Source organism: Streptacidiphilus albus JL83 (assembly GCF_000744705.1).
Lineage (GTDB): Bacteria > Actinomycetota > Actinomycetes > Streptomycetales > Streptomycetaceae > Streptacidiphilus > Streptacidiphilus albus.
In genome coordinates, this window is the sequence record NZ_JQML01000001.1 from 6,211,349 (window position 1) to 6,232,846 (window position 21,498).

Genomic DNA, 21,498 nt, shown 5'->3' on the forward strand with positions numbered 1-21,498 from the left:
CCGCCCTAGCCGACCCGCTCCGCGACCGTGTAGCGAAAGACGTTCTCCATCCGCACCGACCCGTCCTCGCGCAGGTACGGGTGCAGCGCCTCGGCGATCTCCTTGCGGACCTGGCGTTCGCCCGAGTGGTCCGCGGCCGCGTCGAAGACGCCCATCGCCAGCAGGCCGCGGACCGCGCTGTCCAGGTCCGGGTAGGCGAAGGGGCAGCAGACCAGGCCGCCGCCGCCGAGCCGCAGCCCGGCGTCGGCGACCAGGCGCTCGACCGCGCCGGGCTCGCTCAGCGTGAACGGCGCGTAGCGGGCGCGCCGCAGCGGGTCGCTGAGCCGCCGGGCGACCTGGAGCACGGCCGTGCTCTGGCAGCGCTCCGACGGACCCCAGGTCGCCAGCGCCACGTGCCCGCCCGGCACCGTCAGCCGCGCCGCGTCCCGTACCAGCGCCGCCGGGTCGGCGGTGCAGGACAGGTGCTCGAACGCGGTCACCAGCGAGTGCGCGGGGGCATGCCATCCGGCGCCCCCGGCCGGCGACAGCTCCCGGTAGACATCGCTCAGCACCCGGAGCGAACGGTCCTGCGCCAGCGAGCGCAGCTCCGCCTCGGGTTCGAGTCCGACCACCTCCGCGCCCCGGGCGGCGGCCAGCAGCAGCGCCAGCCCGGACCGGCAGCCCAGGCCGAGCACGCTGGTCGCGGGGCCGACCTCCAACCGCTGGTAGACCGCCTCGTACAGCGGGACCAGCATCCGCTCCTGGATCTCGGCCCAGTCCCGCGCCCGCTGCCGCGCCCGCGTACGCGGCGCGGGCGCGCCGTTCGACGCCGCTGCGCCGTTCGGCGCCACTGCACCATTGGTAACCACTGCGCCATTCGTAACTGACCTGGAAGCCATCACCCCGGCCCCTCCGATCCGGACCTGCCGCAAGGACGTGAGGGTCGTCCCGCGCTGAGCCCCACGGTCTCCAGCCAACTCCGCCCGCGCCCGTGCGTCCAGAGTGCCGACGCAGACAAAAGCACCCACTGTCGCGCGCCGGGGGCGCAGCGTGTTCCGCTGCGCCGTCGGCGGCGGGATACGATTCGCCCCATGGCAAAGGCTCCCGTTCTCACCCCCCAGTCGGACGATTTTCCCCGCTGGTACCAGGATCTGATCAACAAGGCCGAACTGGCCGACAACGGTCCGGTGCGCGGCACCATGGTCATCCGACCGTACGGCTTCGCGTTGTGGGAGCGGATGCAGCAGGAGATGGACGCACGGATCAAGAAGGCGGGCGCGCAGAACGCCTACTTCCCGATGTTCATCCCCCAGTCTTATCTGACCCGTGAGGCCGAGCACGTCGAGGGCTTCGCCCCCGAGCTGGCCGTGGTCACCCACGGTGGCGGCAAGGAGCTGGAGGAGCCGGTCGTCGTCCGGCCCACCTCCGAGACCATCATCAACGAGTACTTCTCCAAGTGGGTGCAGAGCCACCGCGACCTGCCGCTGCTGATCAACCAGTGGGCGAACGTCGTCCGCTGGGAGCTGCGCCCCCGGATCTTCCTGCGCACCACCGAGTTCCTCTGGCAGGAGGGCCACACGGCCCACGCCACCTACGAGGAGGCCCGGGCTTACGCCTCGATGATCCACACGGACGTCTACGGCGACTTCATGACCAATGTCCTCGGCATCGACGTGGTGCTCGGCCGCAAGACCGCCAAGGAGCGGTTCGCGGGCGCGATCAACACCCTCACCCTCGAATCGATGATGGGCGACGGCAAGGCGCTGCAGATGGGCACCAGCCACGAGCTGGGCCAGAACTTCGCCAAGGCGTTCAACACCCAGTTCCTGTCCAACGGCAGCGAGCGCGAGTACGTCTGGCAGACCTCCTGGGGCAGCTCCACCCGGATGGTCGGCGGCCTGATCATGTCGCACGGCGACGACAACGGGCTGCGCGTCCCGCCGCGGCTGGCCGCGACCCAGGTCGTGGTGCTGGCGATCAAGGGCGAGGACGCGGTGCTGGCCAAGGTCCGCGAGATCGGTGCACAGCTGGAGGCCGTCGGGGTCCGGGTCGTGGTCGACGACCGCACCGACACCCCCTTCGGCCGCCGGGCCGTGGACTGGGAGCTCAAGGGCGTGCCGATCCGGATCGAGGTCGGCCCGCGCGACCTGGAGGCCGGGACCGCGATGATGGTGCGACGCATCCCGGGCGGGAAGGAGCCGGTGCCGGCCGACTCCCTGGCCGCGACCGTCCCCGGCCTGCTGGAGGAGGACCAGGCGACGCTGCTGCGCCAGTCCCGCGAGCGCCGCGAGTCCCGCACGGTCGAGGTGACCGGGCTGAACGAGGCGGTAGAGGCGGCGGCGACCGGCTGGGGCCGGATGTCCTGGGCCGAGCTCGGCCCCGAGGGCGAGCGCAAGCTCGCCGAGCAGGGCGTGTCGGTCCGCTGCATCGTCGCCGAGGACGGCTCCGTGCCGTTGACCGACGACCAGCCGGGCAATGTGGCGATCGTCGCCCGCGCCTACTGACGTCGGCGCCCACCGGGGCTCCGGGGCTGGTGAGGCCCCCGGTCTCATTGGCTGAGACGTTTCTCCAGCGATTTTCGTAGACGGCCTGGTCGGCCGCCCTCCCTCCGGAGAGCGGCCGACCAGGCCGTTCGGCGCTGCTCCCCAGGGCATCGTCGCTGGTGGGGACGGGTTTCAGGTAAGTCTTGGGCAAGTGTCGGGCCGAGTCGGGGCGGGACCGGGGCCCCCTTGACGGTCGGATGACTTGTGGTGAACCCGCCGACACCGGAACACAGCGGGGCCTTCCCTCGTTTGGCCTTGCGTGAGCACGACACAACAACCTCTGGTCCTCGCAGCCGAGCTGGCCCTCGCCTGGGGCGACATCCAGCGCCACCACACCGACCTGCCCAATCTCGCGGCACCCGAATCGCTGATCGGGGAGTCCTCCTCGGCGTGCGGTTCCGCGTTGGGCTTCGAGCGCCTGCTGCACGAAGCGGCCCACGGACTGGCCGCCGCCCGCGGCATCCGGGACACCTCGCGCGCCGGGCGCTACCACAACCGCCGCTTCCTGGCCCTCGCCGACGAGCTCGGTCTGGACCACGCCGCCGACCCGCATGCCAGCAGCGGCTTCTCGCTGGTGACGCTGCGGCCGGAGACCCGGGAACGCTACGCGGACACCATCAACCGGCTCCAGCGCGCGCTGGACATGCACACCGCCGCGACCGAAGGGTCCGGAGCCGACCGGGTCCGCAGCTTCCGCGGTCCGTCCGCCCGGCACGGCTCCTCCGGTGGCGGCGTCCGGGTCAAGGCGGTCTGCGACTGCGGCCGCAACGTCCGGGTCGTGCCCTCGGTGCTGGCCCAGGCAGCGATCGTCTGCGGTGCCTGCGGGCAGCCCTTCCGGATCGTCGAAGTTCCGAACGCCTGAGGTCGCCGCGCCCCCGGCTCCGGCGGGCATGGGCGCAGTCGCCCGCCGGCCGGCACCGCTGTTGCCGCCCCGGCGGGAATTGGCGCGGCCGACCTATGGCAGAATGGACAGCTGAGTACTCGGCAGCCGAGCAGGACCCCTCTCTCCTCCGGCTGACGTGTCCGTCGAGCAGCCCGCAGCCGCAACCCCACGTGGATCGCACGGCTGCTCACCCACGTCAAATCCAGGAGAACCACTCCCGTGGCAGTCAAGATCAAGCTTAAGCGTCTCGGCAAGATTCGCTCCCCGCACTACCGCATCGTCGTCGCCGACGCCCGCACCAAGCGTGACGGTCGCGCGATCGAGGAGATCGGCATCTACCAGCCGACCTACGACCCCTCGATCATCAAGGTCGACAACGAGCGCGCCCAGTACTGGCTGAGCGTCGGCGCCCAGCCGACCGAGGCCGTGCTCGCGATCCTCAAGCTCACCGGTGACTGGCAGCAGTTCAAGGGCCTGCCGGCCCCGGCGCCGCTCAAGGTCGCCGAGCCCAAGGTCACGGACTTCTCGCACCTGTTCGCGAAGGCCGTCGCCGGCTTCGAGGACTCCACCACCGGTGTGGCGATCACCCCGAAGGCCAAGAAGTCGGACAAGAAGGACGAGGCCGCGGCCGAGTCCGACGCCCCCGCCACCGAGGCCTGATTCAATGCTCGAGGAAGCCCTCGAACACCTGGTGAAGGGCATCGTCGAGAACCCGGACGACGTCCAGGTCCACTCGCGGGAGCTCCGCCGGGGCCGCATCCTCGAAGTGCGTGTGCACCCCGAGGACCTCGGCAAGGTCATCGGCCGGGGCGGCCGTACCGCGCGTGCTCTGCGCACCGTGGTCACCGCTCTCGGCGGTCGTAGCGTCCGGGTCGACCTGGTCGACGCCGACGGCGTGCGATAGATCAGAAGGCACCACTCGGGGCCGGTCGGGACATGATGTCCCGACCGGCCCCGAGCCTTTTCACACCTAGGAGAACGATCACCGTGCAGCTCGTCGTCGCCCGGATCGGCCGGGCCCACGGCATCAAGGGCCAGGTCTCGGTGGAGGTACGCACCGACGAGCCCGAACTGCGGCTCGCCCCCGGTGCGGTGCTCGCCACCGACCCCGCCTCGGCCGGACCGCTGACCGTCGCCGAGGGACGGGTGCACAGCGGACGGCTGCTGCTCCGCTTCGTCGGCGTCGACGACCGGAACGGCGCCGAGGCCCTGCGCGGCACCATGCTGATCGCCGAGGTCGACCCCGAGCAGACGCCGGACGACCCGGAGGAGTACTACGACCACCAGCTGATCGGTCTGGACGTGGTCCTCGCCGACGGCGCCCGGGTCGGCGAGCTCGCCTCGGTGCTGCACCTCCCGGCCCAGGACCTGCTGGCGGTCAAGCGCGACGACGGCACCGAGGTGCTGGTCCCGTTCGTGCACGAGATCGTTCCCGAGGTCGACCTGGAGCTGCGCCGGATCGTGCTCACCCCGCCGCGCGGACTGCTCGACCCGGCCGCGGCCGAGGTCGCGTCCGACCGCGCCGCCGAGTCCGAGTAGGAGCGTCGGACCGGTGCGCATCGACGTCGTCACGATCTTTCCCGAGTACCTGGAGCCGCTGAACGTCTCGCTGGTCGGCAAGGCCCGCGCGCGCGGGCTGCTCGACGTCCGGCTGCACGGGCTGCGCGAGCACACCAGCGATGTCCACCGCACGGTGGACGACTCCCCCTACGGGGGCGGGCCCGGCATGGTGATGAAGCCCGAACCCTGGGCCGCCGCCCTGGACGGCATCGTGGACTCGGCCGGCGAGGCCGACGGGGAGGTGCCGACCCTGGTGGTGCCGACGCCCAGCGGCCGGCCGTTCACCCAGGCACTGGCCCAGGAGCTGGCCGGACGCCCCTGGCTGGCCTTCGCCCCGGCCCGGTACGAGGGCATCGACCGCCGGGTGATCGATGCCGCCGCCGAGCGGATGCCGGTGGTCGAGGTCTCCATCGGCGACTACGTGCTGGCCGGCGGCGAGGTCGCGGTGCTGGTCATCGTGGAGGCCGTGGCCCGGCTGCTGCCCGGGGTGCTCGGCAACGCCGAGTCCCACCAGGACGACTCCTTCGCCCCGGGCCGGATGGCGGACCTGCTGGAGGGCCCGGTCTACACCAAGCCGGCCGAGTGGCGCGACCGCCCGGTGCCGGAGGTGCTGCTCAGCGGCAACCACGGGCTGATCGCCCGCTGGCGCCGGGAGCAGGCGTTCGCCCGCACCCTGGCCATGCGCCCCGACCTGGTCGAGCGCTGGGACCGGGCGGCGATGGACAAGCACGACCTCAAGGCGCTGGCCGGACTGGGCGTCCACTGGGACGAGCCGAGCGGGCGGTTTAGGCGCAGGCCGATCGGTGTGGAAGAATAGGCGGCTGCTGCCTGTCCTCGGCCGCTCCCACCGACCCCCGGTCGGTTGAGCCGGTCCGGTGCCCCTGCCACGGGGGAGACGCCGCCAACCGGGCGACACACAGCGCAACCCCTTTCACTCGATATTCCGTGGGTGGCCCGTGGCGCCTGCGATGGAGACAATCATGAGCAACCTGCTCAGTGCTGTCGACGCGGCCTCGGTCCGCACCGACATCCCGGCCTTCCGCCCGGGCGACACCGTCAACGTCCACGTCCGCGTCATCGAGGGCAGCCGCTCCCGTGTGCAGCAGTTCAAGGGCGTTGTCGTCCGCCGTCAGGGCGACGGCATCCGCGAGACCTTCACGGTCCGCAAGGTCAGCTTCAACGTCGGCGTGGAGCGCACCTTCCCGGTGCACACCCCGATCGTCGAGAAGATCGAGGTCGTGACCCGCGGCGCCGTCCGTCGCGCCAAGCTCTACTACCTCCGTGAGCTGCGCGGCAAGGCCGCGAAGATCAAGGAGAAGCGCGACCGCTGAGTTTCCTTACCGCGGTGCCCTAAGCTACTGCGGCGATGGAAACCCACACTGCGCACGAGGACCGCGACTCCCCTCCCGTACCGGCCGACCAGGCCGAACCGGAGGGCGGGTCGCGGTCCTCCGTCGTGCGCGGGCTGGCGCGGGACGTGCTGCTGCTGGGCGTCGTCTGCGCGCTGGTGCTGTTCCTGGTGACCACCTTCGTGGCGCAGCCCTTCTCGATCCCCAGCGGCTCGATGGAGCCCACGCTGAAGGTCGGCGACCGAGTCATTGTCGATAAACTGGCCTATCGATTCGGCTCGCCCCAGCGCGGCGACGTGGTGGTCTTCGACGGCCGCGGCTCCTTCATCACCGAGAACTCGGCGGACCCCGAGGACAGCTCGGGAAACGACTTCGTGAAGCGGGTGATCGGCGTCGGTGGGGACACGGTGACCTGCTGCGACGCCAAGGGCCGGGTCAGCGTGGACGGGGTTCCGCTGAACGAGTCCGACTACCTCTTCCCCGGCGACGCACCCTCCCTGGTCCCCTTCTCCATCAAGGTCCCTTCGGGCACACTGTTCGTGCTGGGCGATCACCGTTCGGTGTCACGTGACTCACGTGACCACCTCGGCGACCCCGGCGGCGGCTTTGTTCCGGTCGACAAAGTGATTGGTCGAGTCGACTGGGTGGTGTACCCGATCGGCGACTGGCGCTCGGTGGACCGTCCGCAGATCTTCGCCGTGCTGGATCCGGAGCTGCGGAAGGGTGCCGTACGTGGGTAGCAGGGGGCGGCACGGGGCACCGGAGCGCACGTCCGGCGAGGACGCCGGGGGCATAGCCGAGGAGGACGGGGCCGGTGCGGGCTCCTCCGGCGGCAGAGCCGGCGAGCCCGGGAGCCGGGCCGAGCGCGGGCGGGCGGAGCGCAGGCGCGCCGCCAAGCGGGCGCACCGGCGCCGGCAGCGCTCGCTGCTGCGCGAGGTCCCGCTGATCGTCGCGGTCGCCCTGGTGATCACCTTGCTGCTGCAGACCTTCCTGGTCCAGGTGTTCTCCATCCCCTCGGGGTCGATGCAGAACACCATCGCGATCGGCGACCGGGTGGTGGTCGACAAGTTCTCACCCTGGTTCGGCTGGAAGCCGCAGCGCGGCGAGGTGATCGTCTTCAACGACCCGGACAACTGGCTCGCGGACGACCCGGTGCCCAAGGACAACGCGGTGGTCGGCGCGATCAAGTCCGCCTTCACCTTCGTCGGGCTGCTGCCCTCGGACCGGGACCTGATCAAGCGGGTCATCGGCGTTCCGGGCGACACCGTCGCCTGCTGCGACAGCCAGGGGCGCGTGACCGTCAACGGCGCGCCCCTGAATGAGTCCTATGTGTTTCCCGGAAATCCGCCCTCCCGGATCACCTTCAAAGTCACGGTTCCGGCCGGGAAGTTGTGGGTGATGGGCGACCACCGCGACATCTCCGCCGACTCGCGCTACCACATGACCGATGCCACCGGCGGCTTCGTTCCGGAGAAGGACGTGGTCGGACGGGCCGTGGCGGTGGTCTGGCCGGTGTCCCACTGGCGGACGCTGCCGGTGCCGCACACCGGTGCGCCGAGTGCGGCGGGGACGGCGGTCGGACAAAGCCTTCGTCAAGTATCGTCCGCAGCAGCACTCGTCCCGATTCCTGCGGAACTTCCGCTCGTTATGGGTGTGGCTGCGACTGTCTCCCGCTTCCGGAGCCGGCGCCGTTCGCGGCGCGGCTGACCGCGGAGGCCAGTTCTGGCAGCACGGCCGGCAGAACAGCAGCGCCTGACAACAGTGGTGACGAACGCGGACGCGAGCCGTCCGCACGGCAGTAAGGAGGCGACGTGGGGGATCTCGCGATCGGTGCCCAGTCCGGTGTCGGTGAGCCCGAGGATTCCGGCGGCCGTACCGTGGAGTCCGTGGACGACTCAGGGCGCGCGGAATCAGGCAGCGATCAGACCGGGCGACCGGCGGCGGACCCCCACGGGGACGACGTGGACGGCCCGAGGGGGCCGGGCGGCGACGACGGTGGCGGCGACGACGACAAGGGCGGCAAGCAGCCCAAGAAGCAACGCTCCTTCTGGAAGGAGCTGCCGATCCTGGTCGTGGTGGCGCTGGTCCTGGCGCTGCTGATCAAGACCTTCCTGGTGCAGGCGTTCTCCATTCCCTCGGGGTCGATGGAGAACACTCTCCAGATCGGCGACCGGGTACTGGTGGACAAGTTGACGCCGCACTTCGGCGACAAGCCCTCCCGGGGCGAGGTCGTGGTCTTCCACGACCCGGGCGACTGGCTGGCCGACGAGCCCAACACGGCGCAGAGCAGCAACGCCTTCATCCGCGGCATCCAGGACGGCCTCAGCTGGATCGGCCTGATGCCGGCCGCCAATGAGAAGGACCTGATCAAGCGGGTGATCGCGGTCGGCGGAGACACCGTCAGCTGCAGCGGCACCGGTCCGGTCTACGTCAACGGCAAGGCGCTGACCGAGCCTTACATCTACCCGGGGGCGACCCCCTGCGGCGACAAGAACTTCGGTCCGCTGAAGGTCCCGGCCAACTCGATCTGGGTGATGGGCGACCACCGCAACGACTCGCTCGACTCCCGTTACCACATGGACGAGCCGGGCGGCGGCTCGGTACCGGACAGTGACGTCGTCGGCCGCGCCATCGTGGTGGCCTGGCCGTTCTCGCACTGGTCACTGCTGTCGATCCCCTCGACCTTCAGCCAGTCCGGCATCGGCAACCAGTCCGCGGTCTCGGCCTCGGGTCCGGTCGGCGCGGTCGGCGCGGCGATGCTCAACGAGCCCGCTGCGGCGGGACTGATCGGCGCGATCCCGCTGACCTACCTCTACCGCAAGGGCCGGCTGCGCCGCGCCCGGCGCAAGCGCGGCTGACCCCCCGGTTCCCAGGTCTTACCCCCTCCGCTCTTGCCAGGGCCGCAGTACTCCTCAGTAGCATGCGGGGACGTCCTGCGGCCCTTCGCATGGGCACGCGAGAACGGGAGAGCCCATGGCGGTCACCGAGCAGGATCCCGGCACGGCGGTGGGCTCCCCGCGCCGCCGGTTCACGCCGGGCGGGGTGCTCCAGGCGGTCGGCATCACCGTCGGGCTGCTGGCGATGGTCGGCGGCTTCGCGCTGCTCGCCGTCATGTACCGCCCCTACAGCGTCCCGACCGACTCCATGCAGCCGACCGTCCGGCCCGGGGACGTGGTGCTGGCGCATCCGGTCAAGGCCGGCGACATCGGCCGCGGCGACATCGTGGTCTTCAACGACCCGCAGTGGGAGGGCAGCGACCTGGTGAAGCGGGTGGTCGCGGTCGGTGGCGACACCGTGGCCTGCTGCGACACCCGGGGCCGGATCACGGTCGACGGCCACCCGGTCACCGAGCCCTACCTCCAGCCCGGGGCGGGCGGCTCGGCCGGCAGCGGGACGTTCGACGTCACCGTCCCGCCGGGGCGGCTCTTCCTGCTCGGTGACAACCGCCCGGTCTCCCAGGACTCCCGGGTGCACCTGGCCATCGACGGGGGAACCGTGGCCGCCGACCAGGTGGTCGGTCGGGTCGACGGCGTCGTCTGGCCGCTCGGCGACACCCGGGCGCTCACCCGGACCAGCGCCTTCGACGCCCTGCCCGGCCGGGACGCGAGCACCCCGGGACCGCTCTCCCTGCTCACCTGGACCACCCTCGGCGGCGGGGCCCTGGTGTTGCTGACCGCCGCACTGGGTACCTTCGGGGGACTGGTGCGACGGCTGCGGAGCCGCCGGACCTGACCGGGACGAGGGATCGGCGATGACAGAGACAGGATCGACGGGGCCGGGGCCGGGGCCGGCGACAGGCGGCCGGGCGGACGTGCTCCGCCGCCGCGCCGCCCGGGTGCTGCTGCTGGACCCGGCCGACCGGATCCTGCTGCTGCACGGCTTCGACCCGCTCGACCCGGCCCGGCAGTGGTGGTTCACCCCGGGCGGAGGCGTGGAGACCGGCGAGGACCTGCACACCGCCGCCCTGCGCGAAGTGGAGGAGGAGACCGGCATCACCGAGGTGGCGCTCGGCCCGCTGGTGGCCCGGCGCAGCAGCGCCTTCGCCTTCGACGGCCGCAGCTTCGAGCAGGACGAGTGGTACTTCCTGGCCCGCACCGGCACCACCGGGACCGACACCTCGGGCCAGACCGACCTGGAACGCCGCAGTACCGACGGGCTGCGCTGGTGGTCCGCCGCCGAGCTCCGGGACACCGCCGAGACGGTCTACCCGGAGGCCCTGGCCGGGCTGCTGACCGGTCTGCTGAAGGAGGGGGCGCCCGCCGTGCCGGTAAGGCTCTCGCCTCCCGCCCCGTGGTCCACAATGGACGAACATACGCACAGCTGAGGGGAACGTGGGGATGAGTGCCGAGGACCTCGAAAAGTACGAGACCGAGATGGAGCTCAAGCTCTACCGGGAGTACCGCGACGTCGTCGGGCTGTTCAAGTTCGTGATCGAGACCGAGCGCCGCTTCTACCTCACCAATGACTACGAGTTGCAGGTCCACTCGGTCCAGGGCGAGGTGTTCTTCGAGGTGTCGATGGCGGACGCCTGGGTCTGGGACATGTACCGACCGGCTCGCTTCGTCCGCAAGGTCAGGGTGCTGACCTTCAAGGACGTCAACGTCGAGGAGCTCGCCAAGAGCGACCTGGAGCTGCCCTCCGACGAGGCCGGCTTCGGGCCCTGACCGGCGTCCGGCCGGACCGGACCGTCCAAGTGTCAACACTCCGCCGCCCGAACCCACCCGTTCGGGCGGCGGACTTATGCACAGCCCCGGGTTGTCCACAGATCCCTCGGCGCCCCTCGCCCGGCACCCCCGGTCACGGCAGAGTCCGGTACCGGAGGTGATCGCGATGACCGCGCGCACACAGGCCCTCGGCCGCTACGGGGAGGACGCCGCCGCCCGCCACCTGGCCGCCGCCGGACTCACCGTGCTGGAACGCAACTGGCGCTGCCGGGCCGGGGAGCTGGACATCGTCGCCCTGGACGGCGACACCCTGGCCGTCTGCGAGGTGAAGACCCGCACCGAGGACGGCATCCAGAGCCCGACCGAGGCCGTGGACGCGGTCAAGGCCGCCCGGCTGGCCGCCCTGGCCGAACGCTGGCTCGCCGAGCGCTGGAGCGGACCGCCGCCGCCCGGCGGCGTCCGGCTGGACCTGCTCTGCGTGGTGCACGGACGCCGGGGCCCGGCCCGGGTGTCCCACCTGCCCGGGGCGGTGGGTTGAGATGGCCTTCGCCCACACCGGCTCGGTCGCCCTGCTCGGCGTCGACGGCGTCGTGGTCGAGGTCCAGGCCGACCTGGAGCCGGGGGTCTCCGCCTTCACCATCGTCGGGCTGCCGGACAAGGCCCTGAGCGAGGCCCGGGACCGGGTGCGAGCCGCGGTGGTCAACTCGGGGGAGAAGTGGCCCCAGCGCAAACTCACCGTCGGGCTCTCGCCCGCCTCGGTGCCGAAGAGCGGCAGCGGCTTCGACCTGTCAATAGATAGACCTAGACTCTTTTAAGGCATAGCCTGTAGGACCATGACGCTCTCTTCGCTCCCAGCATCCCGCCTCCGCGTGATCATCTACTGCCGAATCAGCTCGGACCCGGAGGGAGTGCGCGCCGGCGTCGAACGCCAGGAGCGCGACTGCCGCAAGCGTGCCGACCGCAACGGCTGGGACGTGGTCCTCGTCCTGGTCGAGAACGACCTCTCGGCGTACTCCGGCAAGCCGCGCCCGAAGTACGAGCAGATGTTGGAGATGCTCCGCAGCGGGGAGGCCGACGCGGTTCTCGCCTTGTCGCCGAAGCGGTTGTATAGGCAGATCAAGGACGCGTTTGAGTTCTTCGACCTGATCACCGAGAGGGACATCCGGGTCGAGACCATCAACCAGGGACGGTTCAACTTGTCGACAGCCGAAGGCCGGAAAGACGCCCGGCGCGCTGCTGTCGATGCGCAGGGGGAGTCCGAGGAGATCAGCGAGAGGGTCCTCGCGGCCAAGGCCGACGCCGTAACCCAGGGTCTGTACAGGGGCGGGCCGAGGCCGTTTGGGTTCGCTGCGAACGGTGTCGACATCGTCGAGGACGAAGCCCGCTGGATCCGCTTCGCCACCGGTGCCATCATCGGCGGCGAGAGTCTGCGCAGCATCTGCCGGACCCTCGCCGAGCAAGGCGTCCGCACGGTGCCACGCCGCTTCCGGCAGGAAGACGGTACGAAAGGTGAGCCGACCTCGCGCGAGTGGAAGCCCGAGGAATTGCGCAAGATGCTCTTGCGTGGCAGGAACTGCGGGCTCCTCGAAGTGACCGTCAAAGAGAAGGACGGCAGCAAGCGTTCCGAGATCGCGGGGAAGGCCGCATGGGAGGGCATCGTGTCCGAGGAGGAGTGGCGTACGTGCGTCGCGATCCTCAAGGACCCCTCCCGTCGCACCACGACCGGGAACGGGCGCGTGTGGCTCGGTAGCGGCCTCTACCGATGCTTCTGCGGGCAGGCGGTCCGCGGGTCCAGTACGGGCGTCGGAGGGGTCAGGAAGGCCGCTGAGGGCGGCCGGACGCATCGGCCGGCGTATCGGTGTGACACGCCCCGTCACGTCATCCGGGACGCGCCTGCGCTGGACTCCTACATCGAGCGGGTGGTCGTCGCCCGCCTGTCCCGCCCCGACGCCGCAGAACTGCACCTCAAGCCCGTGCCGAGCGCGGAGCCTCAAGCGGACCTCGACGCGCGCATGAACCTGCTGCGGTCCAAGCTGGACAACCACACCGAGGACTACGACGCCGACCGGATCACGAGGAAGCAGTTTTTGGACGCGACGGCGAAGACGAGGGGCCGGTTGAACGAGCTGGCGGCGAAGATGGCTGGCCGGGCATCGTCGAGCGTGTTGGCCAGCCTGCCGCTCGGGACGAGCGAGATGGAGACGGTGTGGCCGGGTCTGCACCTGGACAAGAGGCGCGCGATCCTGGATGCCCTGTGCACGGTGACGATCAATCGGGCACGGCGCGGCCGACCGCCGGGCTGGAAGCCGCCGACGGACCCGAACGAGCACGGCTCGTACTTCGACGCCTCGACGATCTCGATCGACTGGAAGCCGCCGCAGTAGAAAGGCCAGAATGCCCCGCTCCGGATCAATCCGGCGGGGCATTCTCTATGCGCTTGCTCAAGCCGCCAGCTTCACCTCAGTGCCCGGCTGCGCCCCCTGGTAGGCGTCCACGACGAGGTTGAGCTGCTTCTGCATGTACCAGATGTTCAGGCCGAACACGAAAGTCAGCAGCCAGCAGACTGCCGGGCTGCACGTCTCAGGCAGGCCAGCGGCCTTCTGTGCTCTCGCGATGGCCTTTCCGGTGTTGTTGTACGAGACCAGTGGGGCGATGAGCGTCCATCCCAGGAAGATCAGGACCATCGTGCTGCCGCCGGGGCTGAGGCTCAGCCGGCGGTCGTAGTCCCGCAGCTCGCGGTGGATCTTGTAGTACCAGACGAGGTGGTAGATCCCAAGGGTGATCAGCGGCAGGCCCAGCCAGACGGCGACGGGGCCCCGGCGCTTCATCGCGAGCCCAGTGGTGGGGGCGAGCTGGTCGGGGATGGGTTTCGTCACGTGGATGCTCCCTGGCGTCTGGATTGGTGGGGGCGCCAGAGTTTCAGCCTCGTGGAGATGATGTGTGCGACGTTGCGGGTTTGTGATCGACCGTCATCCCGTCGTGATGTCGAACCCCTGCCGATGAGTGCAGATGCCTCGCGCCGGGCGCACTGGTGCGAGGTTTCGTGCTGTGCTGATCTCACTCCTGGTGGTCAGAGAAGTACTTGCGGATTTCTGCCGCGATGTCTTCGAAGGCGGAGTCCTCATTCGCGCCAGCGCGGCCCGCCCGTTCTGTCAGTTCGGCGCTCAGCGGTCGCCCGTACAGACCCTGGGCGATGACCAGTGAGTCGATGGGGGGCACACCGAGCCGCAACGGGAACTCCATCTCGGATGGCTGGTTGTACAACCGCCGCGCCGCCGCGGCCACGCCAGGTGAGATGAAGTGGTAGGCCCTCGCGACGTCCGCGAAGACGGCGTCCAGGTCCGTCACGTTTCCCATCTCAATCGCGTGTGCAACCCAAGCGCGCAGCTTCGGGCCGGCCTCGGCGCCCATTCGGCCCTTCGCTCCCGGTGCGAGCCACCCTTCTTTCCGTGCCCGAGTGATCCATGTCCGCATCGTGCCCTCTGGGCGCTCAAAGCGCTCTGACATGCGCTGGAGTGCACCTGGATCCTTCCCGGGGGCTGTTTCCTGCAGGTAGGCCAGCGAGACGGCCCTCAGTAGTTCGCCACTCATGACCGTCCGGCCAGCAGTCTGAGGAATCGCGTCCCCCTCGGAGAAGACGCCAGGCGCTGGTTCCTCCCCCAGGATCGCCTGCACGCCGCGCCGCCGGGCCTCTTCGTAGAGCACGTACTTGCGCACGTCCTCAAGGACATCCCCAAGGGGAGCACGGCGAAGGAGCCGATGGGTGATCCCGGTGGATGCGGGCGCGCTTAGTTCGGCACGAGTGATCACGAGTCCAGCGTCTCCACGCGAGACGTCCCCGCTGATCACGAACTCGTCCTCGTGTCGCTCGAACTGCACCACCACCCCACGAGCCTTCGCTTCGTCCGTGGGCTTGAAGAGCTGCGTCCGGGCCGCTTCGACTTCCGCCTGCGTGGCCAGGATGTCGTCTACGGCCTGCTTGCTGCTCGCCCCAACGAACCCGCTGGGGGTCTTCCGCGGCGGCTGATTGGGACTCATGCCACTGAGCATTCCAAGTCGGCATTTCGGCAGTCAACATGCATCGCCGGGATGAGATCTAGTCATCGTTGCAGTCCCGAACGCTTGCGGTGGGCCATTGCATGGGTCCATAATGTTCACATGGCAGTCACCGTTGCGGATGCCGTCCGCTTTGAGCTGCGCATTCACCGCGATCTCCCTCCTCCGGACGAACGTCGGAGACTGAGGAAGGCAGCGGGAATGTCGCAGCAGAAACTCGCCGAAATCATCGGCGTCACGCGTCAGGCCGTGTGCCAGTACGAGAGCGGCGCGAGGTCGCGACCGAGGAACCCGCTCGTCCGACAGCGATACGTAGAGGCTCTGCGAACGCTTCGAGAGGCGGCATAGTGCCGGCCTCGGAGTTGTACGAGGACCGGAAGATTCGCGAGGCCGAGGCCCGAGGCGATCACGCCGAGGCGGCGCTATGGCGCCGCATCAGGGCCGTGGTCGACGAGGCTCCGCCGCTCGGACCGTGCCAGAAGGCGCTGCTGCGCTCACTACTCAGTCAGCCCTCGGGCCCGGCGCAACGCCAGCCAGCGGCCTAGTCCAGAACATGGCGAAGGCCCTGCCGGTCGCCACAACCAGCAGAGCCTCAATCGCCGATCAACCCGCGCCCACCAGGTACCAGCCGAGGCGCACGAGCAGAAGGTCTTGAAACACATGATGCCATCAACGACTGTCAGCGGCACCCCTGCCGTCGACGTCGAGAGGCTGCTGAGCGGCGACGGCGCCCTCATGTACCTCTCGGTGCGCAACAGCCGCAGGGACACCACAGCGGACGCCCTCATGGCGCTCACCGCCCCGATCCGCGCCTTCGCCTCCCCGCTCAAGCCGCCGCGCGGTGGTCTGGTCGACTACGCGCTCACCGACGCCGGAATGCTCGTGATCTTCGACGCGGAGTTTCTCACGGCCCGCCACGCCATCGAGCTGGCCGCGCTCGTGTCCGGGCTCGACCTCGTCGACATCAACGCCGAGGAGTCCAAGTGATCGCCACCACGCAGGACTCGCCGAGCATCACCGCCGGGTACGACGCCATCCTGCCGCCCAAGGTCCACCCGGCCAGCAGCGAGCCCGAGTTCGTCGAGGTCGCCCGGATCGAGACGGTCCTCGCCGGCGGCAGCAGCGTCACAGTCGAGCAGAACGAGTGGCGTGAGGAGACCAGCCCGGAGACCGGTCGACACTGGCCGGCGTCCACGGAAATCGTCCTCACCTTCGGCGACATGCAGGAGCTGAAGCCCAAGGCTGCGGTGGTGGTGGCCGAGGAGCTTCTCGATCTCGGCGTGACCCTCGCGGCGTTCGCACAGCGGGCCGAGACCGGATGGAACCCGGCCGGTCCCGCGCCCGCCCTGGACGTCGAGGCGGCCGGTGTCGCCGCCGTCCGGCAGATCGCCCGCAGGGTCTGCGAGGACGCCGCGAAGGGCGACGAGTTCCCGCTGCCCGCCGTCCGGGTCGGCACCGTCGGCAACCAGCTGCTCGACGCCGTGATCGGGGCGACATCCGATGTCACCGCCGCCTACTCCAAGGCCTCCCCGGCCTCCGCCGTGTACTTCAGCGCGGCAATGCACTCGATGGCCGAGAGCTTCAAGCACGTGGCCACCGAGGCCCGTGCGGCGGGCGAGGACGAGACCGCCGCCGTGAAGCGCCTGCAGGTCGCGTTCACGACCCTCGTCGAGATCACCGCCGAGTACGCCTTGAACCCCGACGAAGACGGCTGATCCAACCTGCACGACGTGACGCAGTACCCGGCCGGCGGTGGTGGCCTACACCCTCACTCCGCCGTCGGCTGGTCCCCCCAAGCACTTCAGAGCAGGAGCACCAGTTGAGCACCACTACCGACCAGCTGCAGGGCACTGGTCGACCGTCGGGCGAGGGTCCCGTCGTCAACCTGCGCGCCGCCATGCGCCTTCCTGAGTACGTCGGGGGTGCTGAGCGATGACACTCGAAGACTTCGTTCGTCTCCTTCGCGAGCACATGTGCTACATCACCGGATCGGCGCCCAACTTCAAGGCGACCTGCCCAGCGCACGAGGACAATCAGCCGTCGCTGTCGATCGGCCCCGGTACGGACGGAGCACCGTTCTCGTACAAGTGCCACGCCGGATGCAGCAAGGATGAGATCCGAGCCGCGCTCAGCCTGCCGGCCGCCAAGTCGGACGCAGACTTCCATGGTCGAGCTAAGCCGACGTGGACCACCGAATACGGGTACACCAGCGAGGTCGGCGCGACGCTCTACGTGAAGGAGCGGGGCGAACCCAAGACGTTCCGTATCTACCGGCCATTGACCGGTGGTCGCCGCCAGTACAAGTCCGTGTTCGTCGGTCCCGGTGCCCCGCAGAAGGTGCTGTACCACCTGCCTGAACTGATGGCCGGAATCCAGGCCGGGGAGCCGGTCCACGTCGTCGAGGGCGAGAAGGACGTGCATACCGCCGAGGGCCTTGGGCTGATCGCTACGTGCAACGTTGAGGGCGCGGCGAAGGAAGGCCAGCGCACGAAGTGGCTCTCCCGTTACGGCGACAGTCTCAAGGGTGCCCACGTCGTGATCGTCCGCGATAGGGACGACGCGGGCCGAGCCCACGCCAAGGCCATCGCCGCCGACCTTCAGGGCAAGGCAGCGTCCGTCAAGGTGGTCGAGGCCAAGGAGGGCAAGGACCTCACCGACCACGTGAAGGCTGGATACGGGGTCGAGGACCTGATTGAGGTCACAGGCACCGAGGAGGTTCGCCGCCCGGACCTGCGGATCGTGGCGAGCATTGATGGCGCCAACGTACTGGCGGACGAACCGGACAAGGTCTCGCAGAACGCCGACGACCCCGAGGTCGGCTATGACATCGCCGGGACGTTCAACCTGCCCGGGAAGGTCACTGTGCCCGCGCAGTACCGCCTCGACCGGCGCGGCGTCTGGCTGAAGAAGATGGTCAAGGAGAACGGCGTAGAGAAGCCCACCTGGATCCGCGTCTCCTTCGCCCCATTGGTGGTCACCGGCACCCTGCGCGACCCCGACGATGAACAGTCGGTCGAGCTCTCCTGGCTCGACCGCGGCAAGGTCGTCTCGAAGGTCGTCCCGCGCGACGTCGCCAAGCGCGGTCGGGAGCTGATCAAGCAACTCGGCAACGCCAACCTGCCAGTCATCGAGGCGGACTCGCGGCTCGTCGAACGGTGGCTCGCCGAATTCGAGGCCAGCAACCGTCAGATCCGGGACCAGTACCTCGCCCGCTACCTGGGCTGGCAGCCCGACGGAACGTTCGTCGCATCTCCGCACGGCGACGTGAAGGTCGAAGTCCTCCATGACGAGCAGCGGACCCGCGCCCGCGCGTTCGGCCAGCACGGAACCCTGAAGGGCTGGCAGGAGGCCGTGAAGGAGTTGGCGGCGCACCAGGTGCCACGCGTGGTCATCGCGGCGTCCCTGGCAGCCTCCCTACTGCGGCCGTTGGGCATCTCCTCGTTCACCGTCGACGTGTCCTCACGTTCAACGAAGGGCAAGACCACCTGCCTTCAGTGCGGACTGAGCGCCTGGGCGAACCCCAGCGAGCAGGCCGACGCCATGGCGAACTGGCGGACCACGCTGTTCGCGATCGAGAAGACCCTGAACCTCGTCCGGGGAATGGTCACCGTCCTCGACGAGACCATGGCGGTCGACGACGAGACACTGATCGACCAGGTGCTCTACCAGCTTCCGATGAACCACGGGAAGAGCCGCAGCGGCGGGTACGCAAGCATGCTGCCCTGGGAAACCATCCTGCTCTCCTCGGGCGAACAGCCGGCCCTATCGTTCACGACCGCACAAGGCGCCGCCGCGCGCATCCTCGGGACCACCAAGCCGCCCTTCGGTGACAACGGCGGTGACATGGCCGTGCGCGCTCGCGAGGGCGTCCTCGCCAACTACGGCCATGCCGGTCCGGCGTTCGTCGAGCAGCTCCGACGTGACCTGGCCTCGAAAGGCGGCCCTGACCGCCTTAAGCAGCAGCACCAGCAACTGCGCGACCAGTTCAAGGGGGGCAACGACATGACGGCGCGTCGAGCGCCGATGGTCGCGCTGCTTGCCCTGGCCGAGAAGTTGGCCTGCGAGTGGAAGATCCTTCCGTATGAGCCCATGCCGGCCGAGAGCTGGCGTCGGCTTTTCGCAGCGGACAGCCCGACGGACAACCGGCCCGAGATGGCGATGGACGTCGTGCGGGAGTACATCGCCGGGCACGCCTGGGAACTGTGGCCCAGCGACTCCGACCGGCCGCCGCTGCACGGATGGCTCGGTGCCGAGAAGCAAGTGAACGGCGAGTCGCGAGTCGCGATCATGCCGGAGCGGTTGAAGAAGATCCTGGCCGATGCCAGCTACAAGCTCGATGCGGTCGAGCAGGCGTGGATCGCCTCGGGCTACCTGGAGCTGAGCAAGAGCCAGAAGCCTGCTCACAAGATCCCCATTCGGATCAATAGCAAGCAGGCCCGGTGCTACGTCTTCACCAAGAAGGCACTGGAGAGCGCCGAAGCGACGCAGGAGGCGCTGTGAGGCGCCTGGTACGCGCGGTGGTACGAGCCGCGCGTACCAACCAGAGCAGCCCATCGGTGCAGGTGAGGGGTGGTTTCGGGACACAGAGTGGCCCGGTACGAATCCCGCAGGGAGACCTACCTCAAAAGTGTTCCGGGTGCGCGGGTGCGCGTGTGCGCACGCAGGTATGTACGTCTCTTCTGCGTATCTCTCGTACCACTTCATCTATCAAGGAAGTAATAGCAGGTCAGAGTCACATTCGACCGGTACGGATAGCGGTACGCGGCCGGTACGAGCCGGTACGAGCCGTGTGCTGCTCTCGCTCCCTGCGCTTCCGTTTCCCCTACGGGTCGGAGGTGACCCATGCCTGAGACCTTCGCCCCGCGCCCCTACCAGCAGGCCGCGATCGACAAGCTCACCGAAGGCTGGCGCGGCGGGCAGAACCGGCTCGCGGTCGTGCTGCCGACCGGAGCCGGCAAGACCGTCGTCTTCGCCAACCTCATCGCCGCCATGCTCCCCGTCGCCAGCGGCCGACCCCTGGTCATCGCCCACCGCGAAGAACTCCTCAACCAAGCCGCCGACAAGATCCGTGCCGTCAACCCGCACCTGCGCGTCGGCATCGTCAAAGCCGAGAAGAACCAGCACCTCGACGTCGACGTCGTCGTCGCCTCCGTCCAGACCCTCGCGGTCGAGCGCCGCCGCCGCGATATCGCCGACATCGGCATGGCCATCGTCGACGAGTGCCACCACGCCGCCGCGCCCACCTACATGGAGGTGCTGGACCACTTCGGTGCCTGGCGCGGCCTGCCCGCCGCCGGCTTCACCGCCACCCTCACCCGGCAGGACGGCGGCCTCGCCGAGGTCTGGCAGGACGTCGTCTTCCGGATGGACATCCTCGACCTCATCGCCTCCGGCCACCTGGTCGACGTCAAGGGCAAGCGCGTCGTCGTACCCGGCCTCGACCTCGACACGGTCCACACCCGCAACGGCGACCTCGCCGACGGTGAACTCGGCACCGCTCTCGAAGAGTCCGGCGCAGCAAAGATCGTTAGCGAAGCATACCTCGAACACGCCGCCGACCGTCCCGGCGTGATCTTCACGCCGACCGTCGCCAGCGCCAAGAACATGGCCGAGGTCATGACCGACGCCGGCATCCCGACCGGCACCGTCTGGGGCGCCATGCCCAAGGACGAGCGCGCCGCCACCCTCGCCCGCTACCAGGCCGGTGACCTGCAAGTCCTCGCGAACTGCATGGTCCTGACCGAAGGGTTCGACGCCCCCTGGACGTCATGCGCGGTCATAGCCCGGCCCACCAAGTCCGCCGGGCTGTACATCCAGATGGCCGGTCGCGCGCTCCGCCTCGCCGAGGGCAAGAAGGACGCTCTCCTCCTGGACGTCATGGGCGCCAGCACCCGGCACAAGCTCGCCTCGATCGTGGACCTGACCGACCGCAAGATCGCCGCGCCGAAGGACGGCCAGACCCTCACCGAGGCAGTAGACGAGGAAGAAGCCCAGGGCTTCCAGATCGGCGAAGTCGAGTGGGCCGACGTCGACCTCTTCCACAACTCCGATGTCCACTGGCTCCAGACCTACCGCGGCACCTGGTTCATCCCCGCCGGCGACACCTCCTACTTCCTCGCACCCGGCAGCCAGCCCGGCCAGTTCCTGATCCGCAGTTGGACCAAGCAGACCGGGCAGATCCGCCTCGCCCCCGACCCCGACGAGGAGCAGCCCCAGGAGCTGGCGATGCTCCGCGCAGCGATGTTCGCCAAGCGCCGGGCCGCCCACCTCAGCCTCAAGGACACCCGGTGGCGCACCGCGCAGCCCACCAGCAGACAGCTCGGGCTCTGCCGCTACCGGCGCATCAAGGTCACGCCTGGTTGGACCGCCGGAGAAGTAGCCGACGCCCTCGACATCCATACCGCATCCGCCGCCATCGACCAATGGGTCGAGGCCGCTGCAGCGGCCTGACCACCGGCCTGCAC

Annotated in this window: 23 protein-coding genes and 1 pseudogene; 21 read left to right on the forward strand and 3 right to left on the reverse strand. The window is 69.4% G+C overall.

Going from position 1 to position 21,498, the window contains the following annotated elements:
- Positions 1-5: 5 nt before the first annotated feature.
- On the reverse strand, positions 6-830 hold the full coding sequence (locus tag BS75_RS27180) for a class I SAM-dependent methyltransferase (RefSeq protein WP_034090130.1): 825 nt from the start codon (positions 828-830) through the stop codon (positions 6-8).
- A gap of 240 nt (positions 831-1,070) precedes the next feature.
- Between BS75_RS27180 and proS the strand changes: the two genes are divergently transcribed.
- The 16 genes and pseudogenes from proS to BS75_RS27260 all read left to right on the forward strand — a co-directional run bounded on the left by proS (position 1,071) and on the right by BS75_RS27260 (position 13,362).
- Positions 1,071-2,483: a proline--tRNA ligase gene (gene proS, locus BS75_RS27185; protein ID WP_034090131.1), complete on the forward strand. Its 1,413-nt coding sequence runs from the start codon at positions 1,071-1,073 to the stop codon at positions 2,481-2,483.
- 298 nt (positions 2,484-2,781) lie between these two features.
- The gene (locus BS75_RS27190) at positions 2,782-3,384 is read left to right on the forward strand and encodes a hypothetical protein (RefSeq protein WP_034090132.1); all 603 of its coding nucleotides are present in this window, start codon (positions 2,782-2,784) and stop codon (positions 3,382-3,384) included.
- A gap of 240 nt (positions 3,385-3,624) precedes the next feature.
- The gene (gene rpsP, locus BS75_RS27195; protein ID WP_034090133.1) at positions 3,625-4,065 is read left to right on the forward strand and encodes a 30S ribosomal protein S16; all 441 of its coding nucleotides are present in this window, start codon (positions 3,625-3,627) and stop codon (positions 4,063-4,065) included.
- Positions 4,066-4,069: 4 nt separating this feature from the next.
- Positions 4,070-4,309 (forward strand): RNA-binding protein, encoded by a 240-nt coding sequence (locus BS75_RS27200; protein WP_034090134.1) that lies wholly within the window; start codon positions 4,070-4,072, stop codon positions 4,307-4,309.
- Positions 4,310-4,392: 83 nt separating this feature from the next.
- A complete protein-coding gene (gene rimM, locus BS75_RS27205) occupies positions 4,393-4,944 on the forward strand; it encodes a ribosome maturation factor RimM (RefSeq protein WP_034090135.1) in 552 nt (183 codons plus the stop codon).
- 13 nt (positions 4,945-4,957) lie between these two features.
- Positions 4,958-5,782, forward strand: a complete 825-nt coding sequence (gene trmD, locus BS75_RS27210; protein ID WP_034090136.1) for a tRNA (guanosine(37)-N1)-methyltransferase TrmD — start codon at positions 4,958-4,960, stop codon at positions 5,780-5,782.
- 163 nt (positions 5,783-5,945) lie between these two features.
- Complete coding sequence (gene rplS / locus BS75_RS27215; protein ID WP_034090137.1) at positions 5,946-6,296, forward strand: 50S ribosomal protein L19; 351 nt, start codon at positions 5,946-5,948, stop codon at positions 6,294-6,296.
- A gap of 35 nt (positions 6,297-6,331) precedes the next feature.
- On the forward strand, positions 6,332-7,054 hold the full coding sequence (gene lepB / locus BS75_RS27220) for a signal peptidase I (protein ID WP_042437353.1): 723 nt from the start codon (positions 6,332-6,334) through the stop codon (positions 7,052-7,054).
- Positions 7,047-8,021, forward strand: a complete 975-nt coding sequence (gene lepB / locus BS75_RS27225; RefSeq protein ID WP_034090138.1) for a signal peptidase I — start codon at positions 7,047-7,049, stop codon at positions 8,019-8,021. Before lepB (BS75_RS27220) ends, lepB (BS75_RS27225) begins: the two co-directional genes overlap by 8 nt.
- A 104-nt stretch (positions 8,022-8,125) precedes the next feature.
- Positions 8,126-9,172: a signal peptidase I gene (lepB, locus tag BS75_RS27230; RefSeq protein ID WP_081982610.1), complete on the forward strand. Its 1,047-nt coding sequence runs from the start codon at positions 8,126-8,128 to the stop codon at positions 9,170-9,172.
- Between the two features lie 115 nt (positions 9,173-9,287).
- Complete coding sequence (lepB, locus tag BS75_RS27235) at positions 9,288-10,046, forward strand: signal peptidase I (RefSeq protein WP_042437354.1); 759 nt, start codon at positions 9,288-9,290, stop codon at positions 10,044-10,046.
- 19 nt (positions 10,047-10,065) lie between these two features.
- Positions 10,066-10,638 (forward strand): NUDIX hydrolase, encoded by a 573-nt coding sequence (locus BS75_RS27240; protein WP_042437355.1) that lies wholly within the window; start codon positions 10,066-10,068, stop codon positions 10,636-10,638.
- A gap of 13 nt (positions 10,639-10,651) precedes the next feature.
- On the forward strand, positions 10,652-10,978 hold the full coding sequence (locus BS75_RS27245) for a DUF2469 domain-containing protein (RefSeq protein WP_034090139.1): 327 nt from the start codon (positions 10,652-10,654) through the stop codon (positions 10,976-10,978).
- Positions 10,979-11,144: 166 nt separating this feature from the next.
- Positions 11,145-11,516 (forward strand): YraN family protein, encoded by a 372-nt coding sequence (locus tag BS75_RS27250; RefSeq protein WP_034090140.1) that lies wholly within the window; start codon positions 11,145-11,147, stop codon positions 11,514-11,516.
- Position 11,517: 1 nt separating this feature from the next.
- Positions 11,518-11,772: pseudogene (locus BS75_RS27255) on the forward strand (magnesium chelatase domain-containing protein); the annotation flags it as partial.
- Positions 11,773-11,811: 39 nt separating this feature from the next.
- Positions 11,812-13,362, forward strand: a complete 1,551-nt coding sequence (locus BS75_RS27260; RefSeq protein WP_081982611.1) for a recombinase family protein — start codon at positions 11,812-11,814, stop codon at positions 13,360-13,362.
- Between the two features lie 57 nt (positions 13,363-13,419).
- Here BS75_RS27260 and BS75_RS27265 read toward each other — a convergent pair whose 3' ends face one another.
- Together BS75_RS27265 and BS75_RS44850 are read right to left on the reverse strand one after the other, a co-directional pair.
- The gene (locus BS75_RS27265) at positions 13,420-13,854 is read right to left on the reverse strand and encodes a DUF4234 domain-containing protein (protein ID WP_231607905.1); all 435 of its coding nucleotides are present in this window, start codon (positions 13,852-13,854) and stop codon (positions 13,420-13,422) included.
- Between the two features lie 181 nt (positions 13,855-14,035).
- The gene (locus BS75_RS44850) at positions 14,036-15,016 is read right to left on the reverse strand and encodes a hypothetical protein (protein ID WP_052440033.1); all 981 of its coding nucleotides are present in this window, start codon (positions 15,014-15,016) and stop codon (positions 14,036-14,038) included.
- 120 nt (positions 15,017-15,136) lie between these two features.
- On the opposite strand from BS75_RS44850, the gene BS75_RS51970 reads away from it, so the two are divergent.
- The 5 genes from BS75_RS51970 (at position 15,137) to BS75_RS27290 (ending at position 21,484) form a co-directional block, all read left to right on the forward strand.
- Positions 15,137-15,382, forward strand: coding sequence for a helix-turn-helix domain-containing protein (locus tag BS75_RS51970; protein ID WP_160312236.1), 246 nt, complete (start codon positions 15,137-15,139; stop codon positions 15,380-15,382).
- Between the two features lie 312 nt (positions 15,383-15,694).
- On the forward strand, positions 15,695-16,021 hold the full coding sequence (locus BS75_RS27275; RefSeq protein ID WP_034090143.1) for a hypothetical protein: 327 nt from the start codon (positions 15,695-15,697) through the stop codon (positions 16,019-16,021).
- Positions 16,018-16,749: a hypothetical protein gene (locus BS75_RS27280; protein WP_034090144.1), complete on the forward strand. Its 732-nt coding sequence runs from the start codon at positions 16,018-16,020 to the stop codon at positions 16,747-16,749. Before BS75_RS27275 ends, BS75_RS27280 begins: the two co-directional genes overlap by 4 nt.
- Before the next feature lie 217 nt (positions 16,750-16,966).
- Positions 16,967-19,534 (forward strand): DUF927 domain-containing protein, encoded by a 2,568-nt coding sequence (locus tag BS75_RS27285; RefSeq protein WP_081982614.1) that lies wholly within the window; start codon positions 16,967-16,969, stop codon positions 19,532-19,534.
- Positions 19,535-19,876: 342 nt separating this feature from the next.
- On the forward strand, positions 19,877-21,484 hold the full coding sequence (locus BS75_RS27290) for a DEAD/DEAH box helicase (RefSeq protein WP_034090146.1): 1,608 nt from the start codon (positions 19,877-19,879) through the stop codon (positions 21,482-21,484).
- Positions 21,485-21,498: the final 14 nt, after the last annotated feature.

Excerpts from the sequence above, each read along its gene's own strand:
- proS (WP_034090131.1), top strand. The coding sequence starts at position 1,071 with ATGGCAAAGGCTCCCGTTCTCACCCCCCAGTCGGACGATTTTCCCCGC.
- BS75_RS27200 (WP_034090134.1), top strand. The coding sequence starts at position 4,070 with ATGCTCGAGGAAGCCCTCGAACACCTGGTGAAGGGCATCGTCGAGAAC.
- rplS (WP_034090137.1), top strand. The coding sequence starts at position 5,946 with ATGAGCAACCTGCTCAGTGCTGTCGACGCGGCCTCGGTCCGCACCGAC.
- lepB (WP_042437353.1), top strand. The coding sequence starts at position 6,332 with ATGGAAACCCACACTGCGCACGAGGACCGCGACTCCCCTCCCGTACCG.
- lepB (WP_042437354.1), top strand. The coding sequence starts at position 9,288 with ATGGCGGTCACCGAGCAGGATCCCGGCACGGCGGTGGGCTCCCCGCGC.
- BS75_RS27240 (WP_042437355.1), top strand. The coding sequence starts at position 10,066 with ATGACAGAGACAGGATCGACGGGGCCGGGGCCGGGGCCGGCGACAGGC.
- BS75_RS27245 (WP_034090139.1), top strand. The coding sequence starts at position 10,652 with ATGAGTGCCGAGGACCTCGAAAAGTACGAGACCGAGATGGAGCTCAAG.
- BS75_RS27250 (WP_034090140.1), top strand. The coding sequence starts at position 11,145 with ATGACCGCGCGCACACAGGCCCTCGGCCGCTACGGGGAGGACGCCGCC.
- BS75_RS27260 (WP_081982611.1), top strand. The coding sequence starts at position 11,812 with ATGACGCTCTCTTCGCTCCCAGCATCCCGCCTCCGCGTGATCATCTAC.
- BS75_RS44850 (WP_052440033.1), bottom strand. The coding sequence starts at position 15,016 with ATGAGTCCCAATCAGCCGCCGCGGAAGACCCCCAGCGGGTTCGTTGGG.
- BS75_RS51970 (WP_160312236.1), top strand. The coding sequence starts at position 15,137 with ATGGCAGTCACCGTTGCGGATGCCGTCCGCTTTGAGCTGCGCATTCAC.
- BS75_RS27275 (WP_034090143.1), top strand. The coding sequence starts at position 15,695 with ATGATGCCATCAACGACTGTCAGCGGCACCCCTGCCGTCGACGTCGAG.
- BS75_RS27285 (WP_081982614.1), top strand. The coding sequence starts at position 16,967 with ATGACACTCGAAGACTTCGTTCGTCTCCTTCGCGAGCACATGTGCTAC.
- BS75_RS27290 (WP_034090146.1), top strand. The coding sequence starts at position 19,877 with ATGCCTGAGACCTTCGCCCCGCGCCCCTACCAGCAGGCCGCGATCGAC.